Source organism: Echinicola vietnamensis DSM 17526 (assembly GCF_000325705.1).
In the GTDB taxonomy this organism is placed as follows: domain Bacteria; phylum Bacteroidota; class Bacteroidia; order Cytophagales; family Cyclobacteriaceae; genus Echinicola; species Echinicola vietnamensis.
The window spans coordinates 4,237,349-4,250,495 of sequence record NC_019904.1 but is presented as its reverse complement, the minus strand read 5'-3'; the positions used below and the strand labels follow the sequence as shown (position 1 = coordinate 4,250,495).

At 44.2% G+C, this 13,147-nt stretch carries 10 protein-coding genes; 8 read left to right on the top strand and 2 right to left on the bottom strand.

Annotated features, from left to right (window positions below):
• Positions 1-54 precede the first annotated feature (54 nt).
• The 6 genes from ECHVI_RS23060 (at position 55) to ECHVI_RS17425 (ending at position 9,253) form a co-directional block, all read left to right on the top strand.
• Positions 55-1,899, top strand: a complete 1,845-nt coding sequence (locus tag ECHVI_RS23060) for an eCIS core domain-containing protein (protein WP_015267346.1) — start codon at positions 55-57, stop codon at positions 1,897-1,899.
• Positions 1,900-1,965: 66 nt separating this feature from the next.
• Positions 1,966-2,529, top strand: coding sequence for a hypothetical protein (locus ECHVI_RS17445; RefSeq protein ID WP_015267345.1), 564 nt, complete (start codon positions 1,966-1,968; stop codon positions 2,527-2,529).
• A gap of 37 nt (positions 2,530-2,566) precedes the next feature.
• Complete coding sequence (locus ECHVI_RS17440; RefSeq protein WP_015267344.1) at positions 2,567-6,205, top strand: eCIS core domain-containing protein; 3,639 nt, start codon at positions 2,567-2,569, stop codon at positions 6,203-6,205.
• A gap of 9 nt (positions 6,206-6,214) precedes the next feature.
• Positions 6,215-7,084 (top strand): tetratricopeptide repeat protein, encoded by an 870-nt coding sequence (locus ECHVI_RS17435; RefSeq protein ID WP_015267343.1) that lies wholly within the window; start codon positions 6,215-6,217, stop codon positions 7,082-7,084.
• A gap of 3 nt (positions 7,085-7,087) precedes the next feature.
• Entirely contained in the window at positions 7,088-7,909 is an 822-nt protein-coding gene (locus ECHVI_RS17430; protein WP_015267342.1) for an N-acetylmuramidase domain-containing protein, read from the top strand.
• A 36-nt stretch (positions 7,910-7,945) separates the two neighbouring features.
• A complete protein-coding gene (locus ECHVI_RS17425; RefSeq protein WP_015267341.1) occupies positions 7,946-9,253 on the top strand; it encodes an ATP-binding protein in 1,308 nt (435 codons plus the stop codon).
• A 52-nt stretch (positions 9,254-9,305) separates the two neighbouring features.
• On the opposite strand, the gene ECHVI_RS17420 is transcribed toward ECHVI_RS17425, so the two are convergent.
• Together ECHVI_RS17420 and trpF are read right to left on the bottom strand one after the other, a co-directional pair.
• A complete protein-coding gene (locus ECHVI_RS17420) occupies positions 9,306-9,737 on the bottom strand; it encodes a DM13 domain-containing protein (protein ID WP_015267340.1) in 432 nt (143 codons plus the stop codon).
• 178 nt (positions 9,738-9,915) lie between these two features.
• Entirely contained in the window at positions 9,916-10,542 is a 627-nt protein-coding gene (gene trpF / locus ECHVI_RS17415; protein ID WP_015267339.1) for a phosphoribosylanthranilate isomerase, read from the bottom strand.
• 254 nt (positions 10,543-10,796) lie between these two features.
• Between trpF and ECHVI_RS17410 the strand changes: the two genes are divergently transcribed.
• A complete protein-coding gene (locus ECHVI_RS17410) occupies positions 10,797-11,474 on the top strand; it encodes a hypothetical protein (protein ID WP_015267338.1) in 678 nt (225 codons plus the stop codon).
• Positions 11,461-13,113: a S8 family serine peptidase gene (locus ECHVI_RS17405; RefSeq protein WP_015267337.1), complete on the top strand. Its 1,653-nt coding sequence runs from the start codon at positions 11,461-11,463 to the stop codon at positions 13,111-13,113. Before ECHVI_RS17410 ends, ECHVI_RS17405 begins: the two co-directional genes overlap by 14 nt.
• Positions 13,114-13,147 lie beyond the last annotated feature (34 nt).

The window sequence follows — 13,147 nt, the reverse complement described above, 5'->3', positions numbered from 1 at the left end:
GATCCAGATCATGATCCATCCAACGATCAAAAAAACAATCATTAATGATTAGTTATGAGAGAGTTAAAGAAAAAACATAAACCTGATCAACAAGGTAACCACTCGCTTTTCAAGAAGGCGGATGATCAGCCAAAGGATTTTTTTGGTGTCCAGGCACAACTGGAAGTGGGAAAACCTGGGGATCCTTATGAAAAAGAAGCAGATGCCATGGCTGACAAGGTAGTCAGTAATTCTTCTGCACCTGAGCCTGTACAAGCCAAAGGATCAGAGGAGGAAGAAGTGCAGCAGAAACCCCTTGCTGAATCCATCAGCATGGTTCAAAAGCAAGACTTGAAAGAGCAAGAGGAACCCATACAACCATCTACGGAAGAGGAAGAAATACAAACCAAAGCGGAAGAAGAAGAACCTATCCAAAAGCAGGAGGAAGAAGAAGAGCCTATTCAGGCCAAATGTGATGAATGTGAGCAGGAAGAAGCCATGCAGGCAGCTACAGCAGATTCCGAAGAAAAGTTAAAAGCCAAAGAAGCAGACACTATTCCGGAAAAAGATGAAAAGGAGAATCTTCAGGCCAAGACGAATAGTGGGGTACAGGCAATCGAAAGTCCTTTGAAACAAAGTAAAGGGACGGGAAGTGGGCTTGATCAACCTATCAAGCGCGAGATGGAAGCTGGTTTTGGTGCTGACTTTAGTCAAGTCAACATCCATTCTGATGCAAATGCGGCAAACATGAGTCGGCAAATTGGGGCACAAGCCTTTACCCATGATAATGACATCTATTTTAATGAAGGCAAATACAATCCCAAGTCCCCACAAGGCAAGCACTTATTGGCCCATGAGCTCACGCATACCATCCAGCAAAAAGGAATGGTGCAGAAGAAAATCCAAGGGAGGTTAGGGGATGGACATGATTTCCCTCCCGCTAGCAGGTTTTCCAGAAACGTCATTTTAGAGGCTACCTTTGATAATTTCAATACCGTCCAATCAGGAAGCAACGGTACGCATGTCACCCTGATCCAAAATGCACTGCTCGGCCTGGATTATCCGTTACCGAGATTTGGTGCGGACGGATCATTTGGAGACGAGACTCAGCGGGCGGTCAAAGCCTTTCAAGAAGATGTGGGCATAACGGTTGATGGTATTGTGGGCACCACCACCATTGATTTTCTGGATAAAAGAGACCGGGGACAAGAAGTAGCTCCGGAGCCTTTGCCCGTGGTGGCCAATACACCTATCAATTTGGATAACGTCATTGCGCAGCCAGGCGCTGCTCCTTCGATTGCATTGGGGCCAGGAGAATGGGGCCTTACTTTTCCGGAAAATGTACAGGTAAATATTGAGGTATTTGATAATGCGGGCGTTTGGCAGCCTGTGGTCACAGGGGTAACGGGAAACTATTCCCTGCAGACCCGCTTATTGCCGGGAGTTGCTGAAGTAACTGGACCAGGTGGAAATACGACAGAAGCCAACTATTGTGACCAGATCACTGATATGAATAACCTGTCCCTAGCATCCGGCAACTGGTTTATGGAGGCCGCTATAGTGGCTCATGAGCGCGTTCATGCAGAAAAATTCAGAGATGCCTTAATCGATCCGAGCGTGATTACACCGTTGGAGACAGCCATTGAAGGCATTACCATTCCGGTAAGTCTCCTTGCTTCCAATGAGGGGATTGCAGAACTGCTCATCCGGGTGAGGCCTGAATTTCAAACGGCACTGACCAATGCCCAAACCAACTGGCTCAATCAAATTCTGGTATTGGTCGGAGGAGATCATGGGTCTCCAAGAGGAACAGGCCCCACTTATGATGGCGAGAGGGAAATCTTAGACCCGATGATCAGAAGGATCTGTAACCATGCAAGGGCCAATGGCTGGCCGTCATGTCCCCCTTTATGCACTTGATGCCGCCATTCCGGCTAACGAATGAAATGATACTGATTCGTGATGATATGTTTAAACCAAGACCCAATGAATGCTCTAGTGGAAAATACCATTGCCATATTATTCCGTGAAGTCCCCCTGCAGAAAAATTCAAAAGAAGCGCATAAAGGAGTAGCGTTAACCATGGAAGCTGCCCCCACACTTCACAAAACACCTAAAGGGTCAATTCAGCTGACACTGAGATTTGTCAGTGAAAATGCTGCTGTGATTGCCAATCCGCTTTATTATGTAAAATTTGACCTATTTGATGAGCACCATAAACCTATCCCAATGGCACCAAAGGCGCCTGTTTTACTTCTGCATCTCAACAGACCCCTTGATCCTGCCAAAGACTTTCCTTTTCAGGTAGAAAAAGCAACCACAAGTGAAAAGGACATCAACACAACTGAAGTGGTGAATAAAACTTCACTGGAATTTGCCGCGCAAACCAGCTATGCATTCACATTGGGATTTCCTTCAGCATGGTTTAAAGAAAATTCATGTGGCTACCTGAAGCTATCAGGAAATATCGTTCCGTTTTCCAAAGACGGGAATACCAAAAGCAGTAATTCTTTCCATACCGATTTAATCCCGATTAGACCATCAAGTTAAACACCATGCATTGAACTATTGACTATACACTTAATCCATGAAACACTTCAGTTCCAAAACCAATCAATCCCAAGGCAGTCCCGCCCAAAAGCAACCAGAGAGTTTCTTTCAGGCCAAGCTGAACGTGGGTCAACCAGGGGACAAGTATGAGCTGGAGGCCGATAATATGGCCGACCAGGTGGTTAGTGGCATAAGTGAAATGGAAACTTCACCCTCACCCTCACCCTCACCAGATAACACATTACAGCAACAAGAAGAGGAACACCAAACGTCGGAAGTCGAAACTGCTGAAGTGCAGGAAAAGCCATTGGCCGAGCATATAACCCCCGTGGTGCAAGCGCAGGTGGAAGAAGACCAAGTGCAGGAAAAAGAGGAAGAAGAAGAGCTTCAGATGAAAGAAGAGGAGGAAGTACAGAAAAGTCCTTCCTCCAATGAGGAGGATGATGAAAACACCAATGGCAATCTCCAAACCAAGGCTGATCAGTCTCCATCCGTATCGCCACAACTGGAATCCCAGATCCATTCCGGCAGCGGAGGCCATTCGATGGATGCCGACACCCAATCCAGCATGGAAAGTGGTTTTGGAGCGGATTTCAGTGATGTAAAAGTCCACACGGACCATTCGGCCGTACAGATGAGCCAAGACCTCGGGGCACAGGCTTTCACCCACGGCAATGACATTTATTTCAACGAAGGAAAGTATGATCCCGGAAGCACTTCCGGCCAGCATCTCTTGGCCCATGAGCTGACCCATACCATTCAGCAGGGAAGCAGCTCGGCTGTACAGGGGAAGCTGGTGCAGCGCGAGGGGGAAGAAGGTGAAGAACTAAGTCCACCTGAAGGAATAGAACCTGTTGATGAAAGTCAAAACCTCTTTTCCTTTAGAGACGCTGGAGGAAACTTGTCAATCTTAGAATCAGGAGCTGGTAAAAATCTGAAAATTGGAAAAATAAGTATAAGCACATTTAAAGGAGATAGATATTCTAGTCTATTCAATCCACCCTTTCAATTACCAACAGGTAGGAACACTAACCAAGTTGATAACTGGAAATCTTCATTAAATTCTACAGTTACCCAGCAATTGAATACTAAAATTAGTGACGCTACTAATTTGGGTGGATTTTCGAGAGAAGAGTCAGAAGAAGACAGGAAATATTTTTTTAAAGGAAAAAATGATCCTGAATACATTGTTTTTGGAAACAGGGCGGAATTACTTGACATAAGCTTGATACCAATTTGGGACAAAGACCTTATACCTACTTCATTTCAGGTTGATCATATCGTTGAGCATCAATTAGGTGGACAGGATAACAAGGATAATTATGAATTATTGGAGGCTTCAGCGAATGGTAGTTCAGGTTCTAGCATCGCATGGGAAATGAATAAAAGAATTAAAACTGTTTATGATGTCCTCAAATCTCCGTATTATCAGGATGCTAGCAAACAATATAGACCTAACCTACCCGCACGCCCTGCTAGAGCCAACCAATATGTAAATCTTTTTAGAAACCAAGGGTATAATATTTCTTTTGAGAGCAACGACTTCAATCTTGAAACGAAATCAGGTAACCCTGATCAGCATTGGAAATATAGTGATATTCAAGGGGGGCAACATTTAGCTAAGTTAGAGGCGATGTCTGCAGAAGAAATAGAACAGATGGGGACTGAATCTGATCCGGCATTGTTTATCTCACCCTCTGGAGGTACAAGGCTGTCCATACCAAACGAAAGTCAATATCCAAAAAGTCAATGGTTGCCCAGAATAGATTTGAAATCTCCTCCTGATTTTGAAAACAAAACACTCGCTATTGATGCATATAAAGCTGCCGATATGGGAAGAAGCACCATTAGTGCTTCTTACAGTGGTATGACATGGCACATGGGTAAGATTGAAGGAACTTATATTTTCTATGTAGATAAACAAAAGACGTTGGATGAAGCCTTAAAGGGTACGGGAGGAGTATTCCAGAGCCTACGACTACCTGGCATGAGTCCAATTAGAATTGATCAACTGGATCTTACTGAAAATGGTTTCTATGGTATTGGTAAAGTATTACCTACTGTTCCTTTTATTGCTGATGCAGATATAGACATCGTCATTGATGGAGACGGAATCCGGTTGAGGAAATTATTTACATCAGAAGAATTTTCCATGCCCTCACCTTTTAGTATTTCTGAAACCACCCTAGAGGTTTCCTTTGGTACAGAAGGCCTTGGCATATCGGGTCAAGTAAATTTTGGCATTGATCAAGTAGGAGAAGGACATATTGGTGCATCGGCATCTACTGAAGGTGGTTTTGAGCTAGAGGGTGTATTTAATTTTGATTCAAATCTTTTTGATCCCGCTGAAATAAGTGTTGAATATAAGGACAATATCTGGACCATCGGTGGTGAAATAGGTATCCCCGAAGGTAAAGTTCGCGGGGTGAAAAGTGCTACCATCAATGCCACCTATAGTGAAAATACGTTCAGTGCCTCCGGCGAAGCAGAACTGGACATTCCGGGTATCGAGCGCGGATCCATGTCCATTGAATACGGGGAAGAGGGCTTCTCTATCGGCGGAAATTTTGATCTGAGCAGTGATATCCCTGGCATCACGGGTGGAAATGTGGAAGCTCGCGTTTCAAAAGCTCCCGGGGCAGAAGAATATGAGGTCTTGGTTTCCGGAACGGCCCAGCCGGATATTCCGGGAATTTCCTCTTCCTTGACCGTGACCTATGACAATGGAGCCCTGACCATCGAAGGACGGGCTTCTTATGAGCGTGGAATGCTCAGCGGAACCATTGAAGTAGGCGCTACCAACCGGGCCATTGGTGAGGATGGCACCCCAGCAGGTGAGCCGGATGACACCATGCGGGTATATGGTGGTGGGAGCCTGACCCTGCAGCTGACCCCTTGGCTAGCGGCTACAGCGGGTGTCACTTTTACACCAGAAGGGGAAATTGAAGTAACGGCCAGACTAGCTTCTGATAGCTATGAAGTATTCAGCAGGAGAGAATTCAACCGTAATCTCTTTACCGTCCCCACCATCGAAATCCCTTTGTTTGCCATTCCATTGGGGCCACGAAGCATTGGTTTAGTCGCCCAAATAGGAGGGGGACTTGATTTTACGGCCGGGTTTGGCCCTGGAGAGCTCCGCAATATGTCTGCGGAGATCACCTACAACCCAGAAAGGGAGCAGGAGACCACTGTAGCCGGCCATGGGGAATTTGCCATACCGGCCGATGCAGGCCTGACGTTGCGCGGTGATTTGAGTTTGGGGGTAAGTGCCGGTATCGCCAGCTTGACCGGTGGCATTGAGTTGGCGGGATCCTTGGGCCTGGAAGGGGAAGCTGCTGCGGAGGTCGACGTAAATTGGAGCCCTCAAACCGGCTTGGCCCTGGATGCAGAAGGCCGAATCACGGTCAATCCCAAGTTTACCTTTGACCTGAATGCTTTTGCACGAGCCAGCCTTGGGGTAGGTTTTTTATCAATTTCCGAAACTTGGCGCCATAACCTGGCTTCCTATGAATGGGGACCCGACATTCAATTTGGGATTGTATTTCCGGTACATTACCGTGAAGGAGAGCCTTTTGATATGTCATTTGATGATATTGAAGTGATTTATCCCGATTTGGACGTGGTAAATATGGCAAAAGGCCTGGCCAGGGATGTTAAAAACGATTTATTTGCTTAAATTATGAATATGGAAACCAAAAGAGCTATCGAACTTAACAATCAGGGAGCCAGACATTTTCTGAATGGAGAATTTGAACAGGCCGTTTCCTGCTATGAGGAAGCGTACAAACTCTATCCGGAAAACACTTCCTTGCTGAATAACATGGGATTGTATTACCATCAGCAAAAAGATTTTGAAAAGGCCGTGGCGTATTTTGAGCAAGCCATAGCATTAGAGGATAAAGCAAGCTATAGGATAAACGCGGGCAATGCGATGGCCATGCAAGGCAAATTGGATGAAGCCCGGAAACAGTATCAGGCCACAGCAAAGAAATTCCCCAAGGCGGTAGGAGCTTGGCTCAGTTTGGCACGTCTGGCCACCCACCAAAACCGGTTGGAAGATGCCAAGGCCTATTGGAACGAAGTCGTCCAATTGGCCCCAAAACCTGACCATTATCTGCAATTGGCCAAGGTCATGATCCTTCAGAAAGACATGGAACCTGCCCTGGAGCTGCTGTATGCTATCGTTACCAAAAGTGAAAACCCTGAAACCTGGTTTCACATCGGTCGCTGCGAATTCCATCTGCGCAACCATGGGCTTGCAGAAAATGCATTGAAAAAAGCCTTGGCATCCTCCCCAGACCATGCAGAATTCAGGTACTATTTGGCCATAAACCATTTGGCCAAAGGCGATACCCAAGAAGGATTGGCACAGTTGGATATCCTTTTAAAATACGACTCGGAGAACCCCGAAATCCTCACTGAAAAAGGCGTTATCCTTAGCAGTATTCACCGGTATGAAGAAGCCTTATCGCTATTTGATAAAGCACTGAAGATAAAGCCCGGTTTCTCCAAGGCTCAGCACTATAAAAATCTCGTTGAAAACCAAACCTCTTGATCTATGAAAACGCTCAAATACCGTTCTCGCGGCCCTGAAGTACGCTTTTTAGAGGAAATCCTTTCCGATATGGGCTATCAAGTATATGTATCCAATTATTTTGGAATGGATACCCATAATGCCGTTTGGGATTACCAACAAAAAAATAATCTAGTGGTAGACGGCATCGTGGGACTGAAGACCTGGAGCAAGTTATTGGATCAAAACCGTGAGGTTTTTCAGCAGAACAGTAAATTGCTGAGTGAACAGGATTTGGTGGCTTTTGGACAGGAATATGGCCTGGAACTGGCTACCGTCAAGGCGGTAAATGAAGTAGAAAGTAGCGGTAAAGGTTTTCTGACTGACGGACGGGCAAAAATTCTTTTTGAAGGCCATGTTTTTTGGAGACAGCTAAAGAAAAGAGGCTTAGATCCCAACGAATATTATAATCAACAAACCAGCAATGTCCTTTATCCTGAATGGACGCGTACTCATTATAAGGGTGGTAGTGCAGAATATGATCGTTTGCAAAAAGCCATTGACATAGACCATCGACCAGAAGTAGAGGAGGCTGCCTACTCATCTGCTTCTTGGGGTTCCTTTCAGATCATGGGGTATCATGCCGAACATCTCGGTTATCCTTCGGTGAAGGATTTTGTCCAAAAAATGCAGCAGCATGAACGAGAGCATTTGAAAGCATTTGGGAAATTCTTAGAGGCCAATAACCTTATTCGGTACCTGAAGCATAAAGATTGGGCAAAATTTGCCAGGGGATATAACGGTCCGGCCTACGCCCAAAACCATTATGATGTCAAACTACAGCGTGCTTATGAAAGGTATAGTTAACTAAAAATGCCTCAAACGATAACCTCAACTGATGATATGAACGAACTACTACATTTTTTAAAAACTGCCATATGTGCTCGTATGGATTTTGAAACGGGCAAGGTAAAACAACTCCCTAAACCCAAAATGGAGCTGCATCTTAATAAAGAAGAAGCACTAGGCAAATTCATTTTTGAACATCATATACAGAATTCAGAACTGCTTTTGCTGATTTTAGCCTTGGTGCCCCATATCGATCCAGGCTTTTTCAACCGGATCATTCAAAGCTACTTTCCCCAAGGAGGGGAGTTTCCCGAATTTGGAGGCATTAAAGCCAAAAGTCACCGCGGGATCATCCCCACGGGCGAAACGGCACTTTACATCCTTGCCGGCAATGATGCCAATACACGGAAAAGGTACTTTCCGCTTTTTAGTACCTCACCACTTTTCCAGAAAGGTATCCTTTCATTGGAAGAGAGTAACCGGAATGAACCCCATTGGTCTGGGGCTCTGGTTTTGGACAGTGAATTTGCGGAGCTCTTCACTACTGAGCATATCAGCCAGCCCAAACTCAGCCGTAATTTCCCTGCCCAATTAATCAATACCGCATTGGACTGGGAAGACCTTGTCCTGAATTCAAAAACCTTAAATCAAATTCAGGAAATCGAAGAATGGCTGAAATACGAGCAAGTTCTGATGCATGATTGGGGGATGCACAAAAGAATTAAACCAGGCTATCGCGTAATGTTTTTTGGCCCTCCAGGGACTGGCAAAACGCTCACAGCGGGGCTTTTGGGCAAATATACCCAAAAACAGGTTTACAGGATCGACCTATCACTTGTTACTTCCAAGTATATCGGTGAAACAGAAAAAAACCTATCTTCACTGTTTGACAAAGCAGCTAATAAAGACTGGATCCTGTTCTTTGATGAAGCAGACGCTATTTTCGGTAAACGAACCAATGTCCGAGATGCCCACGACAAATATGCCAACCAAGAAGTTTCCTATTTACTACAGCGCATAGAGCAGCATCCTGGGCTTGTAATTCTAGCTTCTAATTTTAAGAGTAATATTGACATGGCCTTTACCAGGAGGTTTCAAAACATAATAGAATTTCCTCTTCCGGTGGCAGCAGAGAGGCTTATATTATGGGAAAAGAATATCCCACCAAAAGCAAAATTGGCCAAAGACCTTGACCTTTCTGTTTTCGCCAAAAAATATGAGTTGACTGGTGCAAACATTGTCAATGTGATCCAATATGCCAGTTTGAAAGCTTTGAGCAAAAATAAGAAAGAACTCTTTCACGAGGACTTGTTAGCCGGTATAAAAAAAGAACTCGTAAAAGAGGGTAAAATGGTAAATTAAACCATAACACATAAATCATTATCATTCAATGCCTTAAGTGTATTGTTTGATTTTATGGTACAGGCATTTCCAGAACGGCATATCCAAAATTCACCGAAAACTCCACACACCAAATCAGGACATGGTCATATTTAGATAGGTCTACATCTGCCGGTATGGAGTACGAAAAATCTCCTTCCACGCCCTTCAATTCTCCTAGGCTGATAAAATCCGTAGCATTTTTATCCGTTGCGAGGTATACCTCCAATAACGGACCATTATCCGTTTTAAAATCTTTTAGGTTCAGCGATACTTTATTCTCATGAACAGAAGCAAGCCCACTGGTAGGATGAGCGTCGGCCATGAAATCACCCGAATAGGCGACTGCTCCCTGATCCTCTTGAACTTCCATTTTATCTTCTATTGCCGTATCGGGTTCGTTTTCCTCCATGCTGCAGGAAACAACCACTAGACATAATAAGCAATATATCATGCTGTATTTCATAAATCAATTGGTTGATTATGAAGATAAAATACTAAAAATGGGCTTCATAAAAAAATAAAGTTCTTCTGTATAAAGCAAAAAGCTTGGTAAAAAGTATTTACTACCAAAAACTGTCATAATCCGATTGGAGAATCGGACCATGACAGCTTATATTTTATAATGTGAGTGGGCAAATGACTCAGTCTTCTTCTTCTAATGCCTCTAAAATATCTGCTAATTCATCAAAATCCTTAAGTCCAGGTTTGATTTCATCTCCGCCTTTTAGGGCGATTCCTTTCACAGCGGTTTCGTTGACCACATTTTCGACGGTATCCGCTTCAAGGCCGAATCCCAACAACACATCACACTTTTTGGCGATGTCTTTTACAAGGTCACTGACATCTTCATTAAATTCCAAATTTGCTGATTCCAGCAATAGCAATACATTGTTCTCTTGATAGGTGTGGGCTTTGGTTTTCAGGTCCTCCAATTGCCCGAGGGACTGTATTTCCTGCTTTAGGATTAATTTAAAGGATGTATTGACCAGCATTTGGAGCAATGCCTCTTCGTTAACCTGTAGGTAGCTCAGTCCTTTATAGCTTTTCGACGTTTCCAAAATGGTATCAGGATGAGAGGCCTCAAATTCTCCCACATACTCCAATCCAGATAACCAATCGGTTAATTCCTGGTACTTTTCAGGAGCCATATAATCTTTATTGCCTTCCTCTAAATTGAATCCCATGAGGTTTACGTACATCCCGGCACAGTATCGCGCATCACTAAGATTATTTACCGTACTGATTTTTACAAATGTCTTGAGGGCCATTCCTATTTTTTGTTTTCTATTATCGTATTTTTTCGAGCCAAAGATAAGTAGAAAACAGACGAATTCTAAACGTGGCCAGCATCGACCAAAAAAAGTGGTCTAGATCACCTGAACCTACCTACTGGATGGAAAGCTACACACATTTAACCATCAGGATTTTATAAAATTGATTTCTCTTAACATCTTTTTTGGAGCAATCGTCATGAAGATATCACGGGAAATGGTATTTTTGCATCGTGGCGAAAAAGAACTGAATGCGGAAATTTCTACTTTACTTCCTTTTATTCCTGATCACCGGGTGCCAAACAGATGGTACAGCCCCTGCAGATTTAGGGTATGATTACATGCCTTTGGAGGTCTCCCGTTTCTGGATCTATGCAGTGGACGAAACCGTATATTATGGCGAAGGAGATCAGGAGTCGTCGACTTTTTACTATCGTGACATGATCACCGACAGCTATATTGGGGAGGAAGGTTTGCTTATTTATCGCGTGGTAAGAGAAAAATCCCAGGACCAATCCAACTGGCAAAACCATTCCGTTTATACCTTGCAGGTGAAAAAAGGAGCCCTGTTAAGGTCCAGCCAAAACCTTACAATTGTCTCTTTTGTATTTCCTCCAGATCCCCAGAACTCCTGGGATGGCAATGTATATAACTCCCAAATAGAAGACATCTATTCCCTTGAATCCCTGACGGCTTATGAGGTACATGGCAATACCTATCAAGCAGCTGTAAAAGTATTGCAAGAACAAGAAGACGACCAGATTACTATACGGGACAATCGCTATGAAGTTTACGCAAAAGGAGTGGGGCTGGTAGAGCAATTTATAGAAAAATTGTCCTATTGCTCTAGAAATGATTGCTTGGGTGAACAAATAATTGAAAATGGTCGTTTATCTCATTTGAAACTGATCAATAATGGACAATATTAGGAAATTTATCGCTGCTGCCGGCCTTATCATCCTTTCTGCAGCCGCGGTAAAAGGGCAGGACAGGTATGCGGTACATTATAAATATAAACCGCAGGAAACATATCAATTGGATGCACCAAGTGCATTTCTTAGTCAAAAAGCCATCACTAGGCGTGAACATCACGAGGTGGTGGTGGACAGCACAGACCTTCCCGTTTCCCAAAAGTACATCGATGCCGTCAAGGATATCGTTATCAATGTCCAATACAACAGTAAATGGATGAATGCCTCCATTGTGGTGGCGACCGATGAGCAAATAGCCGCTATCAAAAAGCTCCCTTTTATCGAGGAAGATGGGATAGAATTGATAGCGAAGGGATTTTATACAGATGACAGTGAGCAAAGATCTAATATTTTGAGCCAACCCATCAGCATTCGTTTGCTATCCAAAACCAAGGATGAAGAAGACTATGCTTTTCAGAATAACCTGATTGGGATTCCCGATATGCATGCGGAGCAACTCACTGGAAAAGGGGTGACCATTGCTGTTTTTGATGGTGGCTTTTTGAATGCGGATAAAATAGCGGGCATGAAGCACCTCTTTGATAATAATCAGATTATTGCCACCCGTGATTTTGTAATGCCTTGGTCGGCAGGTGTTTTCCGCTCGGAAACCCATGGTACCGCTGCGTTATCATTGATTGCTTCAAACGATCCCAGTACCCTAGTGGCAGGGGCTTATGATGCCAACTATGTTTTATGTATCACAGAGGACGTAGCATCTGAATACCGTATAGAAGAATATAATTGGGTTCGTGCAGCGGAATTTGCTGACAGTCTGGGAGTAGATATTATCAGTAGTTCCCTTGGATATGTGACCTTCAATGAATCGTCCATGAACTATTCCAAATCCGACCTGGATGGAAAGACGGCCATTATTACCCAAGGAGCCGTCATGGCAAGTGACAGGGGGATCTTAGTAGTCAACAGTGCGGGGAATGAAGGAAGCGGTTCGGCCACCACCATCTCCGCTCCAGCCGATGCAGCGGGCATTCTATCGGTAGGAGCGGTATCGAAAGACCTTACCAAAGCCAGTTTCAGCTCTGTAGGTCCTACAGCAGATGGACGGATCAAGCCGGATGTGGTCGCGCTGGGCAGACAAGTGCGGCTTTGGCAAAGCCCCAACGCAACCTCTACCGCAAGCGGTACATCATTTTCTGCGCCACAGATAACGGCATTGGCTGCTGGATTATGGCAAGGACGACCAGAGTGGACCAAAGACCAACTTATCCATTATATTCTCCAAAGCGGCAGTCAGTTTAAGGATCCGGATAGTCAATTGGGATATGGCATTCCTGATTTCGAATTGGCCTATTATGGCGAAATCCTGGACGTAGTCGCTAGGCCAGAAGTAGCGAATACCAAAATCTATCCCAACCCAACCGATGGTAAGGAGCTTTTCATTCAGTTTGGAAGTGAAGAGGCCTGTGAGTTTACGTTGATCAATAAAAATGGCCAGGTGATCAACCAAGATAAACTCGAGAGGGTTTCCAATGATGTTCCCTACGAAGTAGAAATTTCCAAGATAAACAGCGGGTTCTATATTGTGCAGTTGATGGAAGGACTTAACATCGAACGCCATAAAATAATCATCCAGTAAAGGACTGGAGGTGATTTTGAAAAGGTTAGGCAAG

Bases quoted from the DNA above. Each gene is read 5' to 3' on its own strand.
- ECHVI_RS23060 (WP_015267346.1), top strand. From the start codon at position 55: ATGAGAGAGTTAAAGAAAAAACATAAACCTGATCAACAAGGTAACCAC.
- ECHVI_RS17445 (WP_015267345.1), top strand. From the start codon at position 1,966: ATGAATGCTCTAGTGGAAAATACCATTGCCATATTATTCCGTGAAGTC.
- ECHVI_RS17440 (WP_015267344.1), top strand. From the start codon at position 2,567: ATGAAACACTTCAGTTCCAAAACCAATCAATCCCAAGGCAGTCCCGCC.
- ECHVI_RS17435 (WP_015267343.1), top strand. From the start codon at position 6,215: ATGGAAACCAAAAGAGCTATCGAACTTAACAATCAGGGAGCCAGACAT.
- ECHVI_RS17430 (WP_015267342.1), top strand. From the start codon at position 7,088: ATGAAAACGCTCAAATACCGTTCTCGCGGCCCTGAAGTACGCTTTTTA.
- ECHVI_RS17425 (WP_015267341.1), top strand. From the start codon at position 7,946: ATGAACGAACTACTACATTTTTTAAAAACTGCCATATGTGCTCGTATG.
- ECHVI_RS17420 (WP_015267340.1), bottom strand. From the start codon at position 9,737: ATGAAATACAGCATGATATATTGCTTATTATGTCTAGTGGTTGTTTCC.
- trpF (WP_015267339.1), bottom strand. From the start codon at position 10,542: ATGGCCCTCAAGACATTTGTAAAAATCAGTACGGTAAATAATCTTAGT.
- ECHVI_RS17410 (WP_015267338.1), top strand. From the start codon at position 10,797: ATGCGGAAATTTCTACTTTACTTCCTTTTATTCCTGATCACCGGGTGC.
- ECHVI_RS17405 (WP_015267337.1), top strand. From the start codon at position 11,461: ATGGACAATATTAGGAAATTTATCGCTGCTGCCGGCCTTATCATCCTT.